At 42.0% G+C, this 22,512-nt stretch carries 23 protein-coding genes; 12 read left to right on the top strand and 11 right to left on the bottom strand.

The genetic code is table 11. The features are described from left to right. Positions 1 to 5: 5 nt before the first annotated feature. The 6 genes from bfr to gmk form a co-directional block, all read right to left on the bottom strand. The gene (bfr, locus tag ACP7BU_RS05570) at positions 6 to 470 is read right to left on the bottom strand and encodes a heteropolymeric bacterioferritin subunit Bfr (protein ID WP_005101322.1); all 465 of its coding nucleotides are present in this window, start codon (positions 468 to 470) and stop codon (positions 6 to 8) included. A 236-nt stretch (positions 471 to 706) separates the two neighbouring features. Then, the gene (locus tag ACP7BU_RS05565; RefSeq protein ID WP_004644972.1) at positions 707 to 901 is read right to left on the bottom strand and encodes a bacterioferritin-associated ferredoxin; all 195 of its coding nucleotides are present in this window, start codon (positions 899 to 901) and stop codon (positions 707 to 709) included. 220 nt (positions 902 to 1,121) lie between these two features. Continuing rightward, positions 1,122 to 1,505 carry a RidA family protein gene (locus ACP7BU_RS05560; protein ID WP_004644973.1) on the bottom strand — a complete coding sequence of 128 codons (384 nt, stop codon included), beginning with the start codon at positions 1,503 to 1,505 and terminating at the stop codon, positions 1,122 to 1,124. 75 nt (positions 1,506 to 1,580) lie between these two features. After that, positions 1,581 to 3,686, bottom strand: coding sequence for a RelA/SpoT family protein (locus tag ACP7BU_RS05555; RefSeq protein WP_425879407.1), 2,106 nt, complete (start codon positions 3,684 to 3,686; stop codon positions 1,581 to 1,583). A 214-nt stretch (positions 3,687 to 3,900) separates the two neighbouring features. After that, entirely contained in the window at positions 3,901 to 4,182 is a 282-nt protein-coding gene (rpoZ, locus tag ACP7BU_RS05550; RefSeq protein ID WP_004281186.1) for a DNA-directed RNA polymerase subunit omega, read from the bottom strand. A gap of 76 nt (positions 4,183 to 4,258) precedes the next feature. Further along, positions 4,259 to 4,882, bottom strand: a complete 624-nt coding sequence (gene gmk / locus ACP7BU_RS05545) for a guanylate kinase (protein ID WP_004281187.1) — start codon at positions 4,880 to 4,882, stop codon at positions 4,259 to 4,261. A gap of 133 nt (positions 4,883 to 5,015) precedes the next feature. On the opposite strand from gmk, the gene ispH reads away from it, so the two are divergent. From ispH to rplS, 12 genes are all read left to right on the top strand, one after another. Beyond that, positions 5,016 to 5,966 (top strand): 4-hydroxy-3-methylbut-2-enyl diphosphate reductase, encoded by a 951-nt coding sequence (gene ispH / locus ACP7BU_RS05540; RefSeq protein ID WP_425879410.1) that lies wholly within the window; start codon positions 5,016 to 5,018, stop codon positions 5,964 to 5,966. A 162-nt stretch (positions 5,967 to 6,128) separates the two neighbouring features. Beyond that, complete coding sequence (locus ACP7BU_RS05535; protein ID WP_425879412.1) at positions 6,129 to 6,641, top strand: pilus assembly FimT family protein; 513 nt, start codon at positions 6,129 to 6,131, stop codon at positions 6,639 to 6,641. Continuing rightward, positions 6,641 to 7,135 carry a type IV pilus modification protein PilV gene (pilV, locus tag ACP7BU_RS05530; RefSeq protein WP_048881848.1) on the top strand — a complete coding sequence of 165 codons (495 nt, stop codon included), beginning with the start codon at positions 6,641 to 6,643 and terminating at the stop codon, positions 7,133 to 7,135. The genes ACP7BU_RS05535 and pilV overlap by 1 nt, the downstream gene beginning before the upstream one ends. Positions 7,136 to 7,137: 2 nt before the next feature. Beyond that, positions 7,138 to 8,091, top strand: a complete 954-nt coding sequence (locus tag ACP7BU_RS05525; RefSeq protein WP_053215401.1) for a PilW family protein — start codon at positions 7,138 to 7,140, stop codon at positions 8,089 to 8,091. Further along, positions 8,088 to 8,834, top strand: a complete 747-nt coding sequence (locus tag ACP7BU_RS05520) for a pilus assembly PilX family protein (RefSeq protein WP_048881777.1) — start codon at positions 8,088 to 8,090, stop codon at positions 8,832 to 8,834. Before ACP7BU_RS05525 ends, ACP7BU_RS05520 begins: the two co-directional genes overlap by 4 nt. A 10-nt stretch (positions 8,835 to 8,844) precedes the next feature. After that, on the top strand, positions 8,845 to 12,918 hold the full coding sequence (locus ACP7BU_RS05515) for a hypothetical protein (RefSeq protein WP_425879415.1): 4,074 nt from the start codon (positions 8,845 to 8,847) through the stop codon (positions 12,916 to 12,918). Between the two features lie 10 nt (positions 12,919 to 12,928). Then, entirely contained in the window at positions 12,929 to 13,444 is a 516-nt protein-coding gene (locus ACP7BU_RS05510) for a type IV pilin protein (protein WP_244782754.1), read from the top strand. Beyond that, complete coding sequence (locus ACP7BU_RS05505; protein WP_224216230.1) at positions 13,438 to 13,905, top strand: type IV pilin protein; 468 nt, start codon at positions 13,438 to 13,440, stop codon at positions 13,903 to 13,905. The genes ACP7BU_RS05510 and ACP7BU_RS05505 overlap by 7 nt, the downstream gene beginning before the upstream one ends. A gap of 138 nt (positions 13,906 to 14,043) precedes the next feature. After that, positions 14,044 to 14,301 carry a 30S ribosomal protein S16 gene (gene rpsP, locus ACP7BU_RS05500; protein WP_085064356.1) on the top strand — a complete coding sequence of 86 codons (258 nt, stop codon included), beginning with the start codon at positions 14,044 to 14,046 and terminating at the stop codon, positions 14,299 to 14,301. Positions 14,302 to 14,331: 30 nt separating this feature from the next. Then, complete coding sequence (rimM, locus tag ACP7BU_RS05495; RefSeq protein WP_004281200.1) at positions 14,332 to 14,880, top strand: ribosome maturation factor RimM; 549 nt, start codon at positions 14,332 to 14,334, stop codon at positions 14,878 to 14,880. A 28-nt stretch (positions 14,881 to 14,908) separates the two neighbouring features. Continuing rightward, the gene (gene trmD, locus ACP7BU_RS05490; protein ID WP_425879418.1) at positions 14,909 to 15,643 is read left to right on the top strand and encodes a tRNA (guanosine(37)-N1)-methyltransferase TrmD; all 735 of its coding nucleotides are present in this window, start codon (positions 14,909 to 14,911) and stop codon (positions 15,641 to 15,643) included. A gap of 185 nt (positions 15,644 to 15,828) precedes the next feature. Then, entirely contained in the window at positions 15,829 to 16,203 is a 375-nt protein-coding gene (gene rplS / locus ACP7BU_RS05485; protein ID WP_004281205.1) for a 50S ribosomal protein L19, read from the top strand. A gap of 523 nt (positions 16,204 to 16,726) precedes the next feature. Here the strand turns inward: rplS and ACP7BU_RS05480 are convergent. The 5 genes from ACP7BU_RS05480 to ACP7BU_RS05460 all read right to left on the bottom strand — a co-directional run bounded on the left by ACP7BU_RS05480 (position 16,727) and on the right by ACP7BU_RS05460 (position 22,364). Continuing rightward, entirely contained in the window at positions 16,727 to 17,707 is a 981-nt protein-coding gene (locus tag ACP7BU_RS05480; RefSeq protein ID WP_425879420.1) for an esterase/lipase family protein, read from the bottom strand. A 69-nt stretch (positions 17,708 to 17,776) separates the two neighbouring features. Beyond that, on the bottom strand, positions 17,777 to 18,745 hold the full coding sequence (locus ACP7BU_RS05475; RefSeq protein WP_044109069.1) for an esterase/lipase family protein: 969 nt from the start codon (positions 18,743 to 18,745) through the stop codon (positions 17,777 to 17,779). Positions 18,746 to 18,879: 134 nt separating this feature from the next. Next, positions 18,880 to 19,851, bottom strand: coding sequence for an esterase/lipase family protein (locus ACP7BU_RS05470; RefSeq protein WP_425879423.1), 972 nt, complete (start codon positions 19,849 to 19,851; stop codon positions 18,880 to 18,882). 83 nt (positions 19,852 to 19,934) lie between these two features. Further along, positions 19,935 to 20,945, bottom strand: a complete 1,011-nt coding sequence (locus ACP7BU_RS05465; RefSeq protein ID WP_425879425.1) for an esterase/lipase family protein — start codon at positions 20,943 to 20,945, stop codon at positions 19,935 to 19,937. 390 nt (positions 20,946 to 21,335) lie between these two features. Then, positions 21,336 to 22,364 carry a lipase secretion chaperone gene (locus tag ACP7BU_RS05460; RefSeq protein WP_425879427.1) on the bottom strand — a complete coding sequence of 343 codons (1,029 nt, stop codon included), beginning with the start codon at positions 22,362 to 22,364 and terminating at the stop codon, positions 21,336 to 21,338. Between the last annotated feature and the right edge of the window lie 148 nt (positions 22,365 to 22,512).

The following is a 22,512-nucleotide window of genomic DNA, read 5'->3' as shown; positions in this document are numbered from 1 at the left end:
TGAGTTTAGAGCTGACTTTGAATATAGTTTTCAATGCCAATGCTTTCGATCAGATCAATTTGTGTCGTTGTCCAATCCAGATAATTTTCTTCTTTCTCTAGAATTTCCTGAACCAGATCACGCGTCACATAATCCATTTGAGTTTCAGCTAATGCCACAGCTTTCTGGATGGCTTCAATATTTTCTTTAACTTTGCGCACATCACAATGCAGCACTTCTTGAGTATGCTGACCAATATACAGTTTGCCCAGATTCTGTAAATTCGGCAGACCTTCCAAAAATAAAATACGTTCAATAATTTTATCGGCATGTTTCATCTGAACAATGGATTCTTTATATTCTGCCGAGCCCAGTTTCTCAATGCCCCAGTCATTAAACATGCGCGAATGCAGGAAATACTGGTTAATGGCAGTTAAGTGGTGATACAACACCTGATTGAGCTGATTAATCACATCACGATTGCCTTTCATCGCATAACTCCATTTGGACCTGTTTTATCTTTCTAAGAAAGCGCTCTAATCCTGATAGTAAAGCAAGTCAGGGGCAAATGGCGAGTAATTTATGGAACAGCAAATGAAAATCGACATCGAATCGATCCAGACTCAGATGAGTGGCAATAAAAACCCGCCAGAGTCAAAGGCGGGGGAGGAGTAATGATCGAAGATCATTGTTTTTCATTATGCTTATAAGGAGAAATATTTTTAATTTATGCTGCAACGGCCAGTCGTGCTGCAATTTGTGAAACTTCATCACTGATGATCATACGAGCTTCTGGTGCACAGCGGCCACAGCAAGTTCCCAAGTCCAACATATCGCGGACATCACGATAACTTTCAGCGCCATTTGCAATAGCATCTTTAATGTCTTGATCTGTAATGCCACGGCATAGACAAACGTACATAGGACACAACCACAGTGATTAAATAAGATAAGTAATATTATTGATAATTGTTATCGTTTGTCAATAAAAATCATTTGAAATAGCTTTTATCATGATTGATGATTTAGATAAAAAAGCATCATCTGAGCGGAAATCCGAGTACTGCTCGGATTTCCACACAAAAGCGATTCATGATTTAGAATGAGATATTGCAGGGCGGGGATTGAGTGATTTTTATAACTTATTGATTAATGATGACAATACCATCCATCTCAACCAAGGCATCTTTAGGCAGGCTTGCGACACCTAAAGCGGCACGTGCTGGATAAGGCTGGGCAAAATACTCGCCCATAATCTGGTTCACAAGTTGAAAATGAGATAAATCGGTCAGAAAAATATTCAGTTTGGCGATATCTGCCAAAGAACCACCAGCAGCTTCGCAGACTGCTTTTAAATTATCAAACACCCGGCGAATTTGAGCTTCAATGCCTTCAACCAGCTCCATACTATAAGGATCCAGGCCAATCTGACCTGATAGATATAAGGTATCACCCACTAAAATGGCTTGCGAATAAGTGCCAATCGCAGCAGGGGCATTTTCAGTATGGATTACTTGGCGGGACATTAATTTCTCCTTTTATCATCGACATACATCATATTCGATCAATTCGGCCGATAGAAGCACTATCGTTTTAAATGATCAACTCGCTTTAGAAGCTTCACTGAAAACGACGGGCTGAGCTAGACGGATAATTCGTGGGAAACCGAAATACATGCGTAAATCCCGGATAATCTGTGCAATCTGTTTACGGTTATGCACCACGATATTGACATAGGTTTTGTCATCCTGAGTACGTACCATTTCTACCCCGGAATGCGCTTTACGGCATTGGTAAATCAGGTCGGAAATCTGCTCGTCATTCATATCCAGGTCAATGCTAAGATAGGCAGTAAAGCTGATATCTTCCAGATCATCCGAGGTCCACTGTAACAGCATGATATTTTCTGGATGCTGATGCTGTTCATGCAGCAGGTTGTGACAGCGTGCACGATGCACAATTAAACCGCGACGGGTCAAATGACCCTGAATCGGATCACCCAGCACAGGATTACAGCAATGTGCATATTTGACATCGACACCTTCCGTTCCCTGAATCAGACGGTCTGAGCTGGCAATATTCTGATGTTGATCTTGGGCAAATAAATGGTTGGCCACCAGTTGCGGTAATAAATCACCGACTGCAATCTGTTCAAACAGCTGTTCCTTGCTGGAAACATGGCGCCATTCCAAAAGGTTCTTCCAGTCTGCTTCGGTCAGATCACGAATGGAACGATGGAACAGTTTCAGTGCACGATTGAGTGCCTGTTGTCCGACCAGACGTTGCTCATCTGGATCTTGATCGCGCAGAATATTCTGAATAGCACGACGGGCTTTCTGGGTATTAATAAAACTGAGCCAATCCGGATTCGGGGTGGCGAGGACATCGGTAATAATTTCGACTACCTGACCACTCACTAAAGGCGTTGAAAGCGGCTTAGTTTCATTGTTAATTTTTGCACCAACGGCATGGTTGCCTAGGAATAAACTTGCGGCATAAGCAAAGTCAACCGCCGTGGCGCCTTGCGGCAATTCATGTAAATGACCGTGTGGGGTATAGACCCAGATTTTTTCCTGATGTAAATAGTCCAGTAGTTCACTGAAAGTGGTTTTGGCACATTCACCATCGACCAGTACATTCAGATTCTGCATTGAGGCCTGAATCGCAGAGCGGCAGGCCTGAGGAGCACTTTCACCGAGCACGACACCAAAACGTGCCGCTTTACGCATGAGTTCTGTTTGAATGGTAAGCGATAGGGTCGTCTTTTCGCCTTTCAAACGCATCATTAAGGACTGGTTGCCTCCCGGTAATGGGCGGCGGATATGATCTTCATAACTCTGGATTTTAAAACTTTGGGTCAGAATTTCTGCCAGTCGGTCACAGTCCGCGATGCTCTGTAAAATAATTTCAAAAGCATGGCTGTGAGTCAATTCTTGTAGATCGATGTCATTTTTAACGAAGTGGCGCAGTAGCTCAATATTGTTATTTTTCTTCTTAATCCGGCCTTGAATGGCATTCTGTTGCAGCAGTTCAGTTAGGTTCTTTTCCCATTTGGCCTGATATTCACAGCGTTTTGGCTTGGTTTCCAGCAGGGCAGCCTGCACATCGTTATACATATCCAGATCTAGATTCTGATAACAAAGATGTTCCAGGTTATCGGCCATTTCGTTCATACCGACAATACGTGCCATTGGAACAAAAATTTCAAAGGTTTCGCGGGCAATACGCGCGCGTTTGTCGGGACGCAGTGCGTCCAAAGTGGTCATGTTGTGATAACGGTCGGCCAGTTTCACGATAATGACACGTGGATCTTGTAGAGTCGCTTGCAGGATTTTCCGGAAAGAAGCCGCTTTATTATATTCTTTATCGCTGGAATGACTCAGTTTGGTGACACCATCGACCAGTTCAGCGACGGTAAAACCAAAAATCTTGCTAATATCGTCTTTGTTGAACTCAGTATCTTCAATCACATCATGCAGCAGGGCAGCCATTAAAGTTTCAGTGTCCAAACGCATATGCGCCAAGATACAGCTGACCGCAATCGGATGCAGAATATAGGGTTCACCACTTTTACGCACAATCCCGTCATGCGCCATATCTGCATAATCACAGGCCGCAAGCACACGTTCGACATCGCTTTCACTTAAATACGCATCGATAATGATCTCTAACTGCTGCTTGGCTTGACTGACCTGTGGGCCTGGCATAAAACACCTTTTCAACTGAATTTTTTACAAATAAAACGTGAAAGCATTCTAGAAATGTGAATTTCTTGGCTTGATGGTTTTTTGCTGCTACAGAGCAGAAAACCAATACAAACTTGATAGCTAACCCTTATGTTATAACCGTTCTGGCATAAATATAAAAGTCACATAACAAAAAAAGCCTAGTTTAGAACTAGGCTTTTTGAGTGACGATCTCTTATTGGAAAGAAAAACCGTCTAAGTTTAGATTATTTGCAGAAAGTGCAAGATCCAAGCTTGATGTTTGATAGTCTTGATCACGTTGTTTCAAAATGTCTTTTGATACATGACCTGAAGCGATTTCACGTAAAGCAACAACAGTCGGTTTGTCATTGTCCCATTCTACAGTTGGTTCAATACCTTGACGTGCCAATTGACGCGCGCGCTTGCTTGCCACTAGTACAAGCTCAAAGCGGTTGTCTACATGGTCTAAACAATCTTCAACGGTGACGCGTGCCATAAGAATTCTCGTTTGAATAATAAATTTTAACAGACTGCACAGTATAAAAGGCTTTGTCTATAGACTCAAGTTTTAATCACTGCTCAGTTGGCGTAATCAGTTTTTGGATCAGTTTTTCATGACGGTTGGCTTGCTGGCTAAGCACCAGACGATTGGCGATAATCACCGCTTCCAGGTCATGCAGTGCCTTATTAAAGTCGTCATTAATAATGATATAGTCAAAGTTGCTATATTGCTGCATATCTTCTACCGCGCAGCTTAGACGATGTTCAATCACATCCACCGCATCAGTACCACGGTTAGACAGGCGTTCACGCAAGTCGAACTGGCTTGGTGGTAAGATAAAAATTTGTTTAGATTCAGGAAAAAGTCGACGAACCTGTTGCGCACCTTGCCAGTCAATTTCCAGTAGCACATCATGACCTTTGGCCAGTTGTTCTTTGACTGTGGCTTGCGCGGTACCGTAGTAATTACCAAATACTTCGGCGTATTCGATAAAACCGCCTTCATTGACCAGATTTAAAAAATCTTCTTTATTTGAGAAATGATAGTGTACGCCATCGAGTTCGCCAGGTCGTTGACCGCGTGTAGTGTGTGACACAGAAACGTGAAGATTGTTGACACGCTCAAGTAGGGCTTTAACAAGGGATGTTTTGCCTGTTCCAGACGCTGCAGAAACGACAAACAAGAGACCCGACATGATATTTTTCCTGATATGATAAAATATCTTCTCTATTTTAGAGTAGAGCGGCTTTAAACTAAATAGTTGTCAGTCGATTGTTTACATTTATTTCAATTGAACCGCTAAAAATGGTGTGAGTATTGAGGATTCTATGGAAATTGTTTTAGCCAACCCACGTGGTTTTTGTGCTGGTGTAGATCGTGCCATTGCGATCGTGAACCGTGCCCTAGAATGCTTTAACCCACCGATTTATGTGCGTCATGAAGTGGTGCACAACAAATTTGTCGTAGATGACTTACGCCAGCGCGGTGCAATTTTTGTTGATGAACTCGATGAAGTCCCTGATAACAATATTGTGATTTTTAGCGCACATGGGGTTTCGAAAGCGGTACAGCTTGAAGCTGAGCGTCGTGGTTTAAAAGTCTTCGATGCGACTTGTCCCTTGGTGACCAAGGTGCATATCGAAGTGACTAAATATGCCCGTGAAGGTGTAGAGGCCATTCTGATTGGTCATGAAGGCCATCCAGAAGTTGAAGGCACCATGGGGCAATATGACAAGAAAAATGGTGGTGAGATTTATCTGGTTGAAGATGAAGAAGATGTCGCTGCCTTAAGCGTGCATCACCCTGAAAAAGTCGCTTTTGTCACGCAAACGACCTTATCGATTGACGATACGGCGAAAGTGATTGATGCCTTGCGTCAAAAATTCCCGCTAATTCAAGGTCCACGTAAAGACGATATTTGTTATGCTACACAGAACCGTCAGGATGCAGTGCGTGACTTGGCAGAACGTTGTGATGTGGTACTTGTTGTGGGTTCACCCAATTCCTCTAATTCAAACCGTTTGCGTGAACTGGCTGAACGTATGGGGAAAGCTGCTTATCTGGTGGATAATGCTGATCAACTCAAACAGGAGTGGTTTGCAGAAAATGCCCAGATTGGGGTAACAGCAGGCGCCTCTGCACCGGAAATTCTGATCAAACAGGTGATTCAGCGTTTGCAGGATTGGGGTGCACAAGCGCCCAAAGAGTTGGATGGCCGAGAAGAAAATATTACCTTTAGTTTACCTAAAGAGTTACGTATTCCGGTAACTCAGGCCTAAAGTGTTAAGCATTTAACATTCTGAGTTTTTTATGAATTGACAGATAAGTGCTTTTTGGCAATTATCTGTTTTTTTATACCTTTTATCTGTTGTGTGTAGTTATTGTAATTTTAATAAGTAATAGTTTACATGGGTCAGTCTAAGGCCTAGGGGAGGGGGAATATGCGTAAAATCCAGGGATTTACCTTAATTGAACTGATGGTGACGATTGCGGTATTGGCGATTATTGCAGGAATAGCTGCTCCTTCGTTTGGAAATGCTATAAAAAAACAACAGTTAAATAATACTGCTAAAGAACTTGCATATTTATTTGGTCAAGCTCGTGCTCAATCTGCCGCCCTGCGTAAACAGGTAACCATAAAATTTAACAATGGCACTAATGATGCAACTACTTTTCATTGGACTTCTAAATATAGTGATATAAGGCTTACCAGTGATACGACAGATGTGGTATTCCAGCCCATAGGTTTAGTCACTAAAAGAAACAAGCAAATTGATAATCCTAGCTTTAATCCACTTCTACCTGAAAATAACACTACTAATCCTAAGAAAATTGATCAAGTGGTTCCACTCGTTTTTACAGTATGCAGTACGAAATTGGCTGCCTCAAAAGAAATCAGTATTTCTAGAACAGGTGTAATTGAAAAAATTGAAAATAAAGCAGGGGCATGTTGATGATCAAATCACAATATGGCGTTGGACTAATGGAAGTATTGGTAGCACTTTTTATTTTAGCTGTAGGAGTAGTCGGTTTCTCGGTATTGCAGCTCCGTGCACTTCAGGCGATGACGGAAGCAACTGACCGAACAATGGCCATGACAGTGGCTCGCGATTTGACCGATCGTATGCGCATTAATCGTTTAGCTTTAAATCATTATGTAACTGCTATCAACACCAAACAGTCAGAAACAGGCTGTTTAGGAAGTAGCTCTACCTATGTACCTGCATGTGATGGCCAAAAAATAGCCAAATATGATGCGACACAGATTTTAAGCAAGGCAGAAAGTTTGGGGCAGACGATTGTGATGAAGCAGTGTGAAGGAAGCAGTCGCACCTGTATTTATATTGCATGGGGAAAAACAGCCATTACAAAAGATGATATTTCTACATGTATGGCTAATGGAGTATATAAAGCTGGCGCACAATGCCTAGTAATGGAGGCATATTAAGGATGAAACCACAATCTGGCTTTACACTTATCGAACTTATGATTTCCCTTGTGCTGGGATTACTTATTACAGCCGCAGCTATACAACTTTATATTACCGCTCAAAAAAATATGGCTATACAACAAGGCGCAGCTAATTTGCAGAATAGTGCCAGTTTTGGCCTGGAATATATGTTGCGCAATATACGTCTAGCGAATTTAAACTCAGGTAAACCGATTATGGATCCCTCGATATTACATGGGGGGATTGTCTTAGATAGGGCTAATCTTAGTACCAATTCAACGTTTAAGATCACTGGAGCTGATGCGAGTAATAACCTCATGACAGCAGGAAATATCGGACCTTCAAATTTACAGGGATTAAAAAGCGATCAACTGGTGATCCAGTATCGCAATACTATTAATAATAAATATGACTGTGAAGGTACTGAAATTGCTAGAAATGTATATGTAGTCGAACGTTATTTTTTAAGAGCAGATAGCAAGGTAAATAATGATCCAAATGCTGCTTTAGCATTAGCCTGTAAAGCTACCAGCTATTCTGGTGATAATGATCTTAAACTTGATAACTTAAATGGGAACGGTGAGGTCATTATTCCTCGAGTCGACCATTTACACATTTTATTAGGTGTCGCCAGTGACACTGTTGATGCTACCAAATCACCAGCAGTTGCAGGCCAGGATGGGGTACTGGATCGTTTTGGCTACATTAGTATTCCTAATTATTTAGCTTTGGCAACTAAACCTCAGATTGTATCTCTTCAATTAGGGATGCTGGTGCGTTCACCAGATAGTGTGGGGAATAATAGTGCTGTTGACCCAAATAAAAACTATCAAATTTTTGATATTAATAAGCCTTTAATTGCTGACAATAAAAATAATTTGTATATGAGGCAAGTAGTTACCCAAACAGTAGCACTGAGAAATGGATTTGGTATTCAGGAGAATCCTCAATGAAAGCTTTATCTATACAGCGAGGAGCTACTTTAATTGTAGTTCTGGTTATGCTCATCCTATTAACTTTAGTGGGAACCTGGGCAATCAGAGGAAGCTTAACCTCCTTAAATATTGCTACGAATACGCAGGCACAGGCCCTGCTTCAGCAAGCCTCTGATGCCATATTTTTTAGCTTGGAAAATCAGACTTCTGATGATTTTGCGCTAACCAATATGAGGATTGGGGATGGAATGCTGGCTTATGTATTAAGACCGGAAAATAAGGATAAAGAACTTGTATTCTGTATTCGTGGGGGGGATGCGAATACTCTGGAGGGGAGTCGGAATGCAAGTGCTGTCTATTGGGAAGGTAGTCAAATTAAAAATTCTCAACTGGGAAATATCGGCTTTTGCAAAATTTCTCGTAAATCAGACTTCATTAGTGGCCGTTCAGCAGTAATGACGCGAGTGGGCATTCGAGCGGATAGTTCTGGTCTGGATTGGGAACATTTATTGGAAGGAGATGATGCCCAGCTATCAAAAACTCAACAGATCCAGAAAGTGGCAGTCAACGTTATTTCTATTATTCCAAATTTAAGTGAAAGCTCTGCAACAGATATCCAAAACTGCTTATCCAATTACACAAGTTTTTATGATTCTTTGGCCGCCAATAAGACGGTAGCAGAGTGTTTAAAGGATCATAATGTGCCTTATAGCGATCAGGAAATGCAATACACCCTAAGACCTGTAAAAGGAACATCGTAAAGGAATGCTAATGATGAAATATATAAAAAAACAAGTGAATATGACACCATTTTTCCGAAAAACGATTGTCTCTAAATTTAAAGTAGCGGGAATCTCTACAGTATTAACTGCTTTATTATGTGCTGCGCTCCCTATGAGTTATGCAAGTGATATTGAAATTTATAAGGTGCCTGAAGATAGTGTAGGCAGTACTACATTAATGTTGATGCTCGATTTATCAGGCAGTATGGGATATGGGGTAGGATACAGTAATACGTCCATGAGTATTCAGGATGATTATGGTGTATGTGTGGGCTCAAGAAATAATGTAGTAGAGGATACAACAACGACTCCTTTATACTCACGTTACTATTGTGCAGTTTCTGCTAGTGCAGCTAGTTCTAAAGTCAAGGATCCTCAAACGGGTTGTGAAAAACAGCCTAATGGTAGTTACCGATGCTATGACCGTTTAACCCGGTTAAAAGATGGGTTAAGAGAAATTTTACAGGGCACCCCTACTGTACCTCGGGTGAGTGATAAAATCGTTCTAGGCCTTTCTACCTTTGCTGGAGATAATGGTTATATCCGAGTACCTGCAAGACCTTTAAGTGAAGTTATAAGTACTTACCAAGTATTGGAGACAACTTTAGTTGAAGAAGAATATATAGATAAGGTTCAAGTTGGTACAACAACAAAAAACTATACTTTTGATAAAGAAAGGTGGGCTAGTTATACAGTTACAGAAAAAGAATCCTATAGATGTTACCTAATTTTTACTTGTACAAGAGATGTTCCTGTAACCTATTATCAAGCTTGTAAGAATGCTTGGGATTCTACTTCTCCGTATGCTTGTAGTTCATGGTCTGCTCCTTCAAAAGACATGCCAACTAATTTTAATGATAAGCTTCCATTCAAATCCTGTACCCAAGGTGATAATTGTAAAATTTTTTACGAAAAAGACCAAACTGGAACAACTGAAGTTCCAGTTTATGAAAATGTGACCAAAACAAGAACAGTTGAAAAACAAACTTGGGTGACAAAAAATATTACACAGCGAGATTTACTCCTTTCTACAATCAAAGATTTGAAAGCTAGTGGAGGAACACCAACACCATATGCATATGCTGAAGCTGCTGCATATTTAATGGGGCAACCTACCTTAAATAATAATACTTATAGTGGATTTAATTTATCTGTTGTAGATGCTAAAGATACAACTAAAACTCGAACTTATTTGGCACCTCAATCCATTAGTGGTCAAGTTAATAATCCAGAAAAACGTGAGTGTAGTGGACAAGGAATTTACTTTTTAACAGATGGAGAACCATCACCTGGAGGGAATTCTACTAATATATATAATGCTATGAATACAACATTAGGAAGTCAGTCAGCCCAATTTGATTGTAGTCTAAGCCCTTTAGGTAACCGTGGTCCATATGGTAGCAGTAACAATGGTTGGGCATGTGTCGGTAGATATGCACAAGCGTTACTAGATCCTGCAAAAAATCCTGTCGGTTTAAAAATTAAAACTGCTGTTGTAGGGTTTGGTAGCGATTTCAATGGGGATAGTAACCCAGACGTACAAGATGCAAAAGATTGGGGGGTACTGGGTGGCGGTGGCTGGAAAGCTGGTTCTAACTCTAAAGATATTTCAGACAGTATTAATAAGTTCGTTGAGGAATTGAATAAAGATATTCCATCTATGAGTACCGGGTCATCAACGATTCCATTAGATGATTTGAACCCTGCAATTGTACAGCCTTATTCTTACTTCCCACAGTTTGAGCCAAAAGTAAATCCAGTAGAGCGTCAGCAAATCTGGTTTGGTAATTTGAAAAAGTTCCACGTAGTGAATAATGGAGTTTATGCAAGTAAAACGCCTAGCGATTTAACTGTGGTGGTGAAAAAAAGTAAATTGCAAGATTTAGCTGATATCTGGGCCAAAGCTGGGATGAGTTATCCAGAAAATGCACCAATATTTAAAAAAGGCGGAGCTTTAAGTCAGCTTCCTTTAGGGCTTGGTACTAATACAACGGGTAATTCAGTAACTGCGAGAACTCTCTTAACTGACTATAGTTATGATGGAACTAAACCTGTAGCTGAGCAAGTTTCTCGTAATTTAGATCTAGTCAAAATTGATCATACTTATACAACTAATGCGAAGACTAAAACAGATGGTACTTATTCAAGAGCTTTAATGAGCTTGCTCGGTTTCAATATTCCAAGTGATATTTCTACAACTGATCTCGATCTTTCTACCTATTCGGCTACAGTAAGACAAATGGGAAGCATTCTGCATTCTAAACCTATCCTGATTACTCAGCAGGGTAAGGCAGTAGCTGAGAAAGACAACAATACAGGTAAAATCAGTATTGGTAGTACAAATCGTGAAGATTATGTGCTATTCGGGACAACTCAAGGTTTGATCCATATTGTAAATGCAGAGACTGGGGTAGAAAAATTTTCTTTTGTTCCTAAAGAAATTATTGAAGGTCAGTCAGAAACTTTCAAAAATGAAGGAGGAAATCTGGCGGGAGGGAAAGATGCTCTTTATTATGGTATGGATGGCGAATGGACTGCTCACACAATCTATGTCAGTAAAAGTGATGGGACTCTAACTGTAAAAGGAACTTCTCGTACTGACTTGGATGGTAAAACTGAGGACCTGAGCGGTAAGCAGTGGGTATATGGCGGAATGAGAATGGGTGGACGTAGTTATTACGCCCTAGATCTAACCGATATTAATAGTCCAAAAATTAAATTCCATATTGATCCAAGCGCAGGCAAAGTATATTCGCAAAAAAATCCTGCCGGTAAGTCTTTTAGTGCATTAAGTAAAATGGGCCAGAGCTGGTCTAAACCAAGCCTTGGCTATATTAACTGGCAAGGCAAACGTAAACTCGTCATGATTGTCGGAGGAGGGTACGATGCGGGTGGAGTTGATGGAGATGGTTTGAAGGTCAATGGTATCCGTACGGGTTATGCTGGATATGAAATCTACAATTACAAACAGGAAAATGCCACTTCAACCAATAAAGAAATTGGTGCAGGAGTGTATATGTTTGATGCTGATACCGGGGATCTATTATGGAATGCAGACTCTAGTACTAATGATCACTTAAAATATAGTGTTGTAAGTCAGATTCGTACTGTAGACCGTAATAATGATGGGGTGATTGACCATTTATATTTTGGTGATCTTGCGGGACAAGCGTTTAGGGTGGATTTCAAGAATGATGGTGCGACGACATTTACTGCACAAGCTAACAGGATTTTAAATCTGCATCAAAATAATGGTACTAGTCCGCGTTTTTATACGATGCCAGCCTTCACGGCTCACTATAGCGCAGGTAGTAATGCTATTTATGGCGGAAATATTGTAGTCGCTACCTTTGTGTCTGGTAATCAGAGTTCGCCATTGGTAGGTACAGTAGATTCGGCACAGAAGAAAGATCCTCTAGGTTTACAATACGATGCTGCCTATGCGATCTATGATTATGATGCTTATCCAAGTACTGCTGAAGGACGTTATCCAACTTCAAATATGGAAGCAAGAACATTGGCTAGTAGCTCCGCTACCAGTCCAGCCCCTACCCAGCTGAGATATGTCAATAACGCTACGTCTTCAACTACAGTAAATAAAACTAGTGGGTGGGGAGGCTGGTATTATGTGTTTAATAAAAAGTTTGATGGTAGTGAAGCTGCAGCAAACATTATTAAAGGTCTAACTACTCCAATTGCTTTAGAGGGTAGTCTATATGTTACTCAATATGACGCATCTAATAATGGTACTACTTCAAGTTGTGGTGCTGGGGTAAAAGGGCATAGTTTTACACAGCGTTTATGTTTGCCAACAGGTGTATGTAAGCAGGATGCGAATTACACTTATAATTTAGGATCAGGGATTGTAAGTCCAAATGTGGGCAGTACAGATAATGATCCAAATAAACGGAGTCTGGTGGTACCTGATCCAAATGATGTTTGCTCAGGACCTAACTGTAGTCCATGTAAAGGTGCGGCATGTGGAGCAAATGGAAAGTTCCTGGAAACAGGCGGTTCCTTACGTTTTATTCCAAATCGTTGGTATGAAAAATATGCACAATAATCATTGGACTATGCGTATGCCGCAACAAGGATTTACATTAATTGAATTAATGGTGGTGGTTGCAATTGTGGCTATTCTTGCCACGATTGCAATCCCGAGCTATCAGACTCATACCCGAAAGGCAATCGCTGGTCAGGCCCAGCAGGAAATACAAAAGCTAGCAGAGCAGTTGGAGCGTCATAAAGGTAAAAATTTCAGCTATTTAGGTTTTGATCCTAGCTATTTGTATAAAGATAATAGTGGAAATTTAATTGGTTATAGCACAACTAACGCGCAGCTAAACCTACCTTTAAATAGTACTGGAACTGCTGTCAAATATATTATTTCAATTCGAGATGGAACGGAGAGTGCCAAACTTTTAACCAATACTAATGCGCTCGGACAAAGATGGGCTATTAAAGCAGAAAGCCAAGATCCGAATAATTTTACCTTTCTTATGACGAGTACAGGAATCCAGTGTAAAAATCAGACTAGAGCAAATGTATCTTATACAGGGTGTGGCACAGGAGGGGTGAGTACATGGTAAGAAACCGGTTAGGATTTACTCTTATTGAACTGATGTTAGTGGTAGCGGTTATTGCTATTCTTGCAGCAGTAGCTCTTCCTTCTTATCAGGAGCATGTAAGAAAGACAAAGCGTACAGAGGTACAGGCCGAGTTAATTGACATAGCAAGTAGATTGCAACAATACAAGTCAACTAATTTTAACTATAAGATTAATGCAACAACTGCGATTGATTTAACTAAGTTAGGCTTTCCTTCAGCTACTCCTTTATCTCAAAATGGTTTGTATACACTTAATTTAAGTTTTAATACAGCAGCAACAAGCTGGGTGCTAAGTGCTGTACCTTCACCCACAGGAAGTCAGAAGAATGATGGGGTAAGTTGTTTGGATGATACTGGTCAACGTTACTGGTCAAAAGTAACAGCAACTGCCAGTGCCTGTGGTAGTGCTTTAGCAGTAAATTCAAACTGGGACGGTCGCTAAATTCAAAATTGTAGCCAACCCACTTTTAATCTTTCATTCAGGGCAAAGTTCAAGTAAAATACTGCCCTCTATGAAAGGGGTTTGAGCTGTATCGATGGTCGGTACAAGGATAATCCGTAAAAACTATAAGGTTCTATCATGGTTGTTATTCGTCTTGCACGCGGTGGTGCTAAAAAACGTCCGTTCTATCAAATCATTGTGACTGATAGCCGTAATGCACGTGACGGTCGTTTCATCGAACGTATCGGTTTCTTCAACCCTACAGCTCAAGGTAAAGCAGAGAAACTTCGTTTAGATGCTGAACGTTTTGCTCACTGGGTTTCTCAAGGTGCTCAACCTTCTGATCGTGTTGCTTCTTTAGCTGCTCAAGCTAAAAAAGCTGCAGTTGCTGCATAATTTTTCTATAAATTAGGTAGTAGCTTGCCCATGACACCAACACAGAATGTTCCCGAAGATCGTATTCAGATTGGACAGTTGCGTTCAGCATATGGATTAAATGGGTGGCTCTGGGTCTATTCCAATACAGAACCTATGAGCAACATATTTGACTATCTGCCTTGGTACATTGAGACCAAAGCAGGTTGGCAAATTGTCGATGTAAAACGTTGGAAACCACATGGTAAAGGACTGGTTGTTTCGCTGAAAGGTGTGAGTGATCGCACTGGCGCAGACGAACTGGTTGGCTCCAATGTCTGGATCTCTAAATCGCAACTGCCTCAAGCAGGCGTAGATGAGTACTATTGGTCTGATTTAAAAGGTCTAACTGTGTTAGGTCTGGACGATGAAGAGCAAGAAGTCAATCTCGGTCAAATTTTTGAGCTGTTTGAGACAGGTGCTAACGATGTGATGGTGGTTCGCGCAACTGCCGACAGCATCGATGGCGAAGAGCGAATGATCCCATGGCATAAAGATGTGGTGCAACGCGTTGATCTTGAAGCTGGTCGTATCTACGTCAATTGGGGCGTAGACTACTAAGAATTTTTCGGAAATACGGGAGTCTGCGATGTTTTTTGCAGTCATTACGCTTTTTCCTGAAATGTTTGAAGCGATTACAGCCTATGGGATTAGCGGGCGCGCAGCAAAACGTGAGTTGATGCAAATTCATTGTATCAATCCTCGCGATTATGCGACGGGCAACTATAAACGGGTGGATGAACGTCCATTCGGTGGTGGTCCGGGTATGGTGATGATGGCTGAGCCTCTGGCAAAAGCAATCCAGCATGCCAAAGAGCTTGCAACGCAAGCGGGTGCAGTTCAGGTTCCTGTGGTGTATATGTCACCGCAAGGAAAGACCTTAAGCGAAACTGCGGTACAGGATTTTGTCAAATATGATGGAATCATTGTACTGTGCGGACGTTATGAAGGCGTCGATGAACGTTTGATCCAGCAATATGTTGATCAGGAATGGTCAATTGGAGATTACGTCTTGTCGGGTGGTGAACTGCCTGCGATGGTTTTATTGGACAGTATTATCCGGAGAATTCCGGGTGCCATGTCTGATGAACAGTCACACGTGCAAGACTCATTTGTGGATGGTCTTCTAGACTGCCCACAATATACCAAGCCAGATCATTTTGAAGGTTTGGATGTGCCTGAGGTGTTAAAGTCCGGGCATCATGCCAATATTGAAAAATGGCGGTTTTTGCAGCGATATCAGCGTACACTTGAACGCCGCCCAGAGTTGGTGGAAAAAGTCGAACTGACCAAGCAGCAGAAAAAATGGCTAAAAGATTTGTAAGATATTAATGAGTAATCATTTCTATCTTCAAGCAAGTACTTAAAATCATTTAAGTATTCTTTAATAGGCTCTTTATGGTTGAGATGGTCAACCATAAAGGGAAAGATAATCGGGTCTATGCGCTTTAGCCTCTATACCCAGCGATGATCAGACCTCTTCTGACTCGCATATATTGGAGATACCCCATGAGCGGTAAGCATCCTTTAGTTCAAGTAATTGAAAACGCACAATTGAAACAAAACATCCCTGCTTTTGCACCAGGTGATACAGTTATTGTTCAAGTTAAAGTAAAAGAAGGCGACCGTGAGCGTTTACAGGCGTTCGAAGGCGTTGTAATTGCTAAGAAAAACCGTGGTTTGAACTCTGCGTTCACAGTACGTAAAATTTCTAGCGGTGTTGGCGTTGAGCGTGTATTCCAAACTCACTCTCCAATCGTTGCTGGTATCGAAGTGAAACGTCGTGGTGACGTTCGTCGTGCTAAACTTTACTACCTACGTGAATTGTCTGGTAAAGCTGCACGTATTCGTGAAAAATTACCAGCTCGTAAAACTAAAGCTTAATTTTAAGTTTTATACGAGTGAAAAAATGCGCCTTTGGGCGCATTTTTTATGCCTAATTTTTATGTAGATTTATTCGAAATGTTCCTGCAAAGGCAAGATCATAGCATCTAAAATATCCAAGAAAATTTTATGAATAAACATCAGGAATAATACAAAATATCCCCAAGACTGGACTCCTGCATTAAAAAGTTGAATGCAAATAAAACATTGTGTGATAACCAGTAAAATACTGATCCATACATTTGCGATAATATGTCGATGACAAGAGGGGCAATAATAAGGCTCATATTTTTTAAATTGAAAAGGATTAATGACTTTTCGTTTGCAGCAGGGGCAGGTTCTTTTAAATTTGTTTTTGATTTCTATAGAACGTATCTGCATTTATTTTATTTCACACTTATTTTTTTATATTTGATGAATATTTTATATGCAGTTTGATCATGATTAACAAGTAAATTTTAAGAAAAAAATTAGCGAAAAATAAGATAGAAAAGCCTCTGGATGAATAGAGGCTTGGGTGGTTTTATAAACCTTGCAGTTTTAAACGGTTGGCATGCTGACGATAGGCAGCAACTGGATCAGGCGCAAAGGTACCTTTAATGCCAAACAACAAGTTGATTTCATCCAGATGATTCCACGGGTAATCATCACGAATCGTTTTACCAAATTTGGCACTACATACCGACACAATTCCATCATTTGCGCCAGCCTTGCTCGCAGAAAGTAGATCCAAGGCTTTCATGGCGGCATCGCTGACATCTAGGGGATTGGTCACGGGTTGATTGCCCGTCATTGAATACAGCGCAATGTCTTGGTCTTTATATTTTCCCTCACCACATGGACTCAGCGAAAGCCCGAGTTTAAAGCGTTGGTTAAATTCGGCTGTGCCTTCAATCGACGTGCTGTGTCCTGCTGCAAGGGCATTGTGCGGGAAAGCTTGACCGTCTAAGCCTTGTGCCCACATGATGACGTTACCAAAACTGCTGATCAGGGTATTGAGCAGTTCAGATGTTCCGGTCTGATTGGCAAGTCGCATAACATCAGAGGCGACAATCGTCCCTTGATTGGCGCCGCCCACAGTCATCACTGAGGCTACATGTTGCGGCATCACCCCGGCTGCATAACGCACGCTATGCGTATCATGACTATGACCAATTAAATTCAGTTTTTTGGCGCCGGTGATTGCCATGACTTCTTTCAGTTGCTCCACATATTGTTCACCTCTGATTTCGCTGGAATTGAAAGGTGAGATGCGGGTGGCAAAGGCAGTTGAACCGTTACGGGCTAAATCTGGCAAAATTTGATACCAATAATCCATGCCTAAGGCATCAAAACCAATTCGATTAAAGCCGACCATGCCATGTGCAAATACAATCGGGTATTGTGTTTTTGCATAATTGGACACGACAAATCTGGATTCTGCTTGCTGCAAATTGGAAGCCTGCACATATTGGCCCGCAAATAACACGCAGCATAAGGTTATAAAATGCGTTCTAATTTTCATAAAGTTCCATTTTGGCGGTTTAAAAATTAGAAAATCCCTGTGCATTGGGATGACAGGGATGAGATTGAATTACAGGCCTTGCAATTTGAGCCGGTTGGCATGCTGGCGATAAACATCGACTGGGTCTGGAGCAAAGATATTTTTTAATCCGAGGAACTGGTTCACTTCATCCAGATGGTTCCAGTTGTAGTTATCCCGAATGGTTTTACCGAATTTGGCACTACAGCGGGAGACCAGACCATCATTTTCCTTGCCGCCATCAATGAGTAGAGCTGTAACTGTCAAGGCTGAATCAGGATCGAGCGGATTGGTGACTTGACCTATACCGGTAAATGAATAATGACGAATATCACCGTCTTTTTCCTTACCTTCACCGCAGGCGGTGGTTGGCATACCGAGCGGATATTTCTGGTTGAATTGAGCGGATCCTGCCAGGGTCAGGCTGCTACCACCGGCCAGAGAATCATGCGGGAAACTGTTCGGATCCAACCCTTGTGCCCAGGTGATGGCCTTAGACACCAGGTTGATACCACCGACTAAAGGCCCTTGTATCGGTGTACCTTCTGCTTGCAGGATCAGGTCTCCAACCGGGGAGCCCTTATGCGGAGCACCGACAGAAGTCAGGGAAGCGACTATTCCATTCCCTGCACCTGCGACATAACGAATGGTCGGGCCGCCATGGGAATGACCGATCAGATTGACTTTCTTTGCACCGGTAATGGCCAGAATTTCATTTACCTGCTCTAAAAGTTGCTCACCCCGAATTTCCGATGAGTTAAAAGGCGAGACACGTGTTGCCCAGACATTACCGCCATTACGCGCCAGATCCGGTAAAATCTGATACCAGTAATCCAGTCCAAACTGGTCAGTACCGATCCGGATGAAACCCGCCATACCATGTGCAAAGACAATCGGATATTGGGTCTTGGCATATTGTGAACTAGCTTTTGCTGTGACCTGACTGGCCTGGGTGGATGCCTGGGTGCTGAGACATGTACCCGCCAGCAGCAGGCCAGTGATTAATATTCCGAATTTCATTATATTTTCCTCACTTGTGTTGTTTTAACGGGATGATCCTCATCCGGTTCTTTAGAGTTCCCCGAGTTGACAGGAACTAGGTTTTCCAAAATTTGTTGATTAATCCATTAGATCTATTCATAAAGATGAGTGATTTATAAGCCTTGCAGCTTGAGCCGGTTGGCATGTTGGCGATAGAGTGCGATCGGATCCTGCGCGAAAGGGCCCAAAATACCAAAAAACTGGTTTACTTCATCAAAATGATTGTGGGCATAATCCTGACGAATGATTTGGCCATAACGTCCGCTACACAACGGCAGAGCACCATCATTGGCTTCTCCTTTCAAGAAACTGCTACCTAAAGTCACGACTGTAGACTCAATTACATCCAAGGAATTGGTTGCCTGCCGGTTGCCCATCCAGGAATAGTGGTAAATTCGATTTGGCGTGAGTTTGCTGCCCTGAGACTGACAGTCTTTGGGAATGGCAGAGGAGCCATATTTCATATTGAAAGCCTGAATCGCCTCTGGATTCATGGCTTCCAGTGCTTCGATCATACTGACCGGATACTGGTTAGCTGTAACCAGATTCATGCTATGTCCCAGAATTGTACCGATGGCATGGATAAAGGGTGCAAGGAGGAGTGTCTGGCTGGCATTGACAAAAACTGGTGTGCCTTGCATAGCGCCCGCAATAGCGGTTAAGGAGGCAGCTTTATGTGGCGCAACGCCCTCGATATATTGAATCGTTGGGCCACCTTGGCTATGCCCAATCAGATTGACTTTCTTCTGACCAGTTAATGCCAGTACTTCATCAATTTGCATCAAGAGCTGTTCACCGCGGAGTTCATTGGACGCAACAGCAGACAATTCGGCAGAAAATACCCGTGCACCATGCCGGCTCAGGTCTTGGGGAATCTGATACCAGTAATCCAGACCGATGCTCTCCGTTCCAATCCGGTTAAAACCCAGACCAAAACCATGAACAAAGACCATCGGATATTTTGTCTTGGCATAACTCGAGAGGACAAAATTGCTTTTATATTCCTGTAATGCCGAGGCTTGCACAGGGCCAGTCAAGATGGAAACCAGCAGTAAAAGGTTCAAGTGATAGATTATTTTTTTCATTGCAGCTTCCCGGTCACTGATAGATCAAATGAAAAGAACTAGAAAAAAGCCTATATTTCAGCTGAAATATAGGCACCCTGGCGTTATAAACCTTCTAATTTGAGTCGGTTGGCATGCTGGCGATAGAGGGCGATCGGATCGGGTGCAAACACGCCTTTCAGACCAAACATCATATTGGCCAGGTCCGTATGATTGAGTTTGTACTGGTCATGAATCACCTTGCCCATGAACGCACTACAACGTGAAACCATGCCATCATTGTCTTTACTGCCATAAGATAAAGGGCCGAGCTGCATCAGGATCGTATCAATATCCAGGGCATTGGTGGCTTGGGCCACACCCGTCCATGAATAATAATGAATACCTTTACTGTCTTTCTGTTTTAAATTTTTATTGCAGTTTTCTGTGGACGCCAACACGCCATCTTTGACTACCTGTTGTGCCACTGTGGCATTAAAAGTATTTGAGCCGGTCTGGGTCAGGGATTTCATGGAAGCATCAAAATCAATTTCCAGTTCAGGCTTAAACTGACCCAGTGCAATCAATGGACCAATAATATAATCACCTAAAATGTTAAAGGCGGTACGCGTCAGGCTATTGTTCTGAATATCATCTGCCACTTTGGAGCCATGGTAGGTTCCTGCAACGCCAGTAATAGAGGCGATATACTGCGGCTGGGTCGCTGCAACATACAGCACTGTTGGTCCGCCATGAGAGTGACCAATCAAATTCAGTTTTTTCTTGCCGGTAATTGCCACAACCTCTTCAACCTGATGAACTAGTTGTTCACCGCGATGCGCCGTTGTATTTGCTGGAGACAATTGTGCCGCAAAGACGGTTGAGCCATTACGTGCCATATCTGGCAGAATCTGATACCAGTAATCCAGCCCGATACTATCGGTGCCAATGCGTGACCAGCCTAGCCAGCCATGCACCATCAGGATGGGATATTTGGTCTTGGCATAGTCAGACCGGCTCTTTTCGATGACTTGTGTTGCACTCGCTGCAGCCTGAGTCTGTGCAGAAAAACTGAATCCCAGAGTAGTCGCTAAAGCCACAGTCAGTAACTGGGCTGTCTTGCTGAAAGTATGCATAGCTGTCCCTTTTTTAATTCTATCTTTATTCAAGTAATCATTGCTTTTTGTAGAGTGTCGCAAGCCACAAATCAGACGATGAAAATACAGTTTCGGCCTTCAGTGGCTAAGCAAATTTTCTTTTAATGAAGCGGTATTTTTTCACTTCAGAGGTCTAAAACCATGTCATTTGGGGACATGCAGGACAGGAGGAATTTACATTGTAAGTATGTGTTTTATTTGCAGATGTATTTAAATAAAAAGTCTTTGAAATAATTGAAATTTATCTAAGTTATTTTGTGTAAATTCGAAATATTTAGAAACAAATATAAAAGATCATTTTGAGAAAAAATATAAAGTTATCAAAAGGGCATTTATAAAAAAGCCATCAACAGGTGATGGCTTTTAGGCTTAGTCAGCAAAGGGCAGCTTGGCTCCCTGATCATGAACCTGTTCAAAGGTTTCTACCCGCAGCTGTTCTTGCGGTGTATTAAAATGTTTGCTGCGAAGCTGGGCAATGGCTTGCTGTTTGGCGGTATCTGACATGCCGGACTGGGTAATCTGATCCCGTTCATCTAAATAGCCCGTCACCCGGTTTTTCCAGTCGCTACGTTGTACATCCAGTTGTTCCAGACGTTGTGTCGCTTCAGCACCGACCAGATTCATCCGCATTTGCCGGATTTCATCACGGGAACCGCCACGAGCTTTAATATCTGCGGTAAGTTTGCGCAAATCTTCCAGTTTATTCAGTTGTTCCAGATTTTCCTGCCAGTCCTGCGGGAGCTGCTGAAACAGTGCTTTGAGCTTTTGCGCTTTTTCAGTCTCCGTTAAGCTTTTGTCTGCCAGTACGCTCATCCGGTCCAGGGTATATTCATGATAGGCGTCTTCTGTGCCAAACAAGCCCTCAATTTCATACTTGGAAAAGTATTGCTGGCGCAAATTCTGGGTACTGTTATAGATACTGCGATAATAGGCAGGATCTTCCTGATTTAGCCCGGCCGGTGCAGTGAGCTGGCCCAAGCCCTGACGGTACTGGAGATAACGATCCCATAAATCCAGAATTTGCGAGAGTGCAGGCTCTTTATGATTCTGGCGAATATAGGCTTTAAAATCCTGCTGGATCTGCTGCAGATTTTTTTCACCGAACTGGGTAATAAAATATTCAAAACAGTTGCGGGTCTGTTCATTCACAATCAGACGGTTGCTGGCGTCTAGCTGCATCTGACAATTAATTTCGGTATCTTGCTGGCTGGCACTGGGGAAAGCTGCATTGGCAGGGCCATTGACCAAGAGTGCGGTTTGTTCTGCCTGAGTTTCAGTTAAAGGCATTTTTGTCCCGGTATCCGCCTGGGTATTTTCTTTTGGAGACAGCCATAAGATCAATGTGAGAATACACAGCACCAGCAACGCCAGAATGATCCATATTTTATATTTCTGCATATCCTATGCACCTATTTTCTCGTTATTTCATTATTTTTAGATATTCAAGCTTTTAGATATTCAAGCTTTTAGATATTAAAGCTTTTAGATGTTCAAGCCGGCTCAATATGCCATAAAAATCATTAGAGACTATAGAAAAGTTGTAAAT

This window comes from Acinetobacter sp. 40AMC3-4 (assembly GCF_049898185.1).
Taxonomy (GTDB): Bacteria; Pseudomonadota; Gammaproteobacteria; order Pseudomonadales; family Moraxellaceae; genus Acinetobacter.
Note: the sequence above shows the minus strand (reverse complement) of the source record. Positions and strands in the feature narration are given on the sequence as shown.

What these genes read in the sequence shown, in the direction of transcription:
- rpoZ (WP_004281186.1), bottom strand. Translation starts at nt 4,182, where the DNA reads ATGGCACGCGTCACCGTTGAAGATTGTTTAGACCATGTAGACAACCGC.
- ACP7BU_RS05565 (WP_004644972.1), bottom strand. Translation starts at nt 901, where the DNA reads ATGTACGTTTGTCTATGCCGTGGCATTACAGATCAAGACATTAAAGAT.
- ACP7BU_RS05520 (WP_048881777.1), top strand. Translation starts at nt 8,088, where the DNA reads ATGAAAGCTTTATCTATACAGCGAGGAGCTACTTTAATTGTAGTTCTG.
- rpsP (WP_085064356.1), top strand. Translation starts at nt 14,044, where the DNA reads ATGGTTGTTATTCGTCTTGCACGCGGTGGTGCTAAAAAACGTCCGTTC.
- pilV (WP_048881848.1), top strand. Translation starts at nt 6,641, where the DNA reads ATGATCAAATCACAATATGGCGTTGGACTAATGGAAGTATTGGTAGCA.
- ispH (WP_425879410.1), top strand. Translation starts at nt 5,016, where the DNA reads ATGGAAATTGTTTTAGCCAACCCACGTGGTTTTTGTGCTGGTGTAGAT.
- ACP7BU_RS05480 (WP_425879420.1), bottom strand. Translation starts at nt 17,707, where the DNA reads ATGAAAATTAGAACGCATTTTATAACCTTATGCTGCGTGTTATTTGCG.
- ACP7BU_RS05510 (WP_244782754.1), top strand. Translation starts at nt 12,929, where the DNA reads ATGCGTATGCCGCAACAAGGATTTACATTAATTGAATTAATGGTGGTG.
- rplS (WP_004281205.1), top strand. Translation starts at nt 15,829, where the DNA reads ATGAGCGGTAAGCATCCTTTAGTTCAAGTAATTGAAAACGCACAATTG.
- ACP7BU_RS05465 (WP_425879425.1), bottom strand. Translation starts at nt 20,945, where the DNA reads ATGCATACTTTCAGCAAGACAGCCCAGTTACTGACTGTGGCTTTAGCG.
- gmk (WP_004281187.1), bottom strand. Translation starts at nt 4,882, where the DNA reads ATGTCGGGTCTCTTGTTTGTCGTTTCTGCAGCGTCTGGAACAGGCAAA.
- ACP7BU_RS05470 (WP_425879423.1), bottom strand. Translation starts at nt 19,851, where the DNA reads ATGAAAAAAATAATCTATCACTTGAACCTTTTACTGCTGGTTTCCATC.
- ACP7BU_RS05535 (WP_425879412.1), top strand. Translation starts at nt 6,129, where the DNA reads ATGCGTAAAATCCAGGGATTTACCTTAATTGAACTGATGGTGACGATT.
- ACP7BU_RS05460 (WP_425879427.1), bottom strand. Translation starts at nt 22,364, where the DNA reads ATGCAGAAATATAAAATATGGATCATTCTGGCGTTGCTGGTGCTGTGT.
- ACP7BU_RS05515 (WP_425879415.1), top strand. Translation starts at nt 8,845, where the DNA reads ATGATGAAATATATAAAAAAACAAGTGAATATGACACCATTTTTCCGA.
- ACP7BU_RS05560 (WP_004644973.1), bottom strand. Translation starts at nt 1,505, where the DNA reads ATGTCCCGCCAAGTAATCCATACTGAAAATGCCCCTGCTGCGATTGGC.
- bfr (WP_005101322.1), bottom strand. Translation starts at nt 470, where the DNA reads ATGAAAGGCAATCGTGATGTGATTAATCAGCTCAATCAGGTGTTGTAT.
- rimM (WP_004281200.1), top strand. Translation starts at nt 14,332, where the DNA reads ATGACACCAACACAGAATGTTCCCGAAGATCGTATTCAGATTGGACAG.
- trmD (WP_425879418.1), top strand. Translation starts at nt 14,909, where the DNA reads ATGTTTTTTGCAGTCATTACGCTTTTTCCTGAAATGTTTGAAGCGATT.
- ACP7BU_RS05525 (WP_053215401.1), top strand. Translation starts at nt 7,138, where the DNA reads ATGAAACCACAATCTGGCTTTACACTTATCGAACTTATGATTTCCCTT.
- ACP7BU_RS05475 (WP_044109069.1), bottom strand. Translation starts at nt 18,745, where the DNA reads ATGAAATTCGGAATATTAATCACTGGCCTGCTGCTGGCGGGTACATGT.
- ACP7BU_RS05555 (WP_425879407.1), bottom strand. Translation starts at nt 3,686, where the DNA reads ATGCCAGGCCCACAGGTCAGTCAAGCCAAGCAGCAGTTAGAGATCATT.
- ACP7BU_RS05505 (WP_224216230.1), top strand. Translation starts at nt 13,438, where the DNA reads ATGGTAAGAAACCGGTTAGGATTTACTCTTATTGAACTGATGTTAGTG.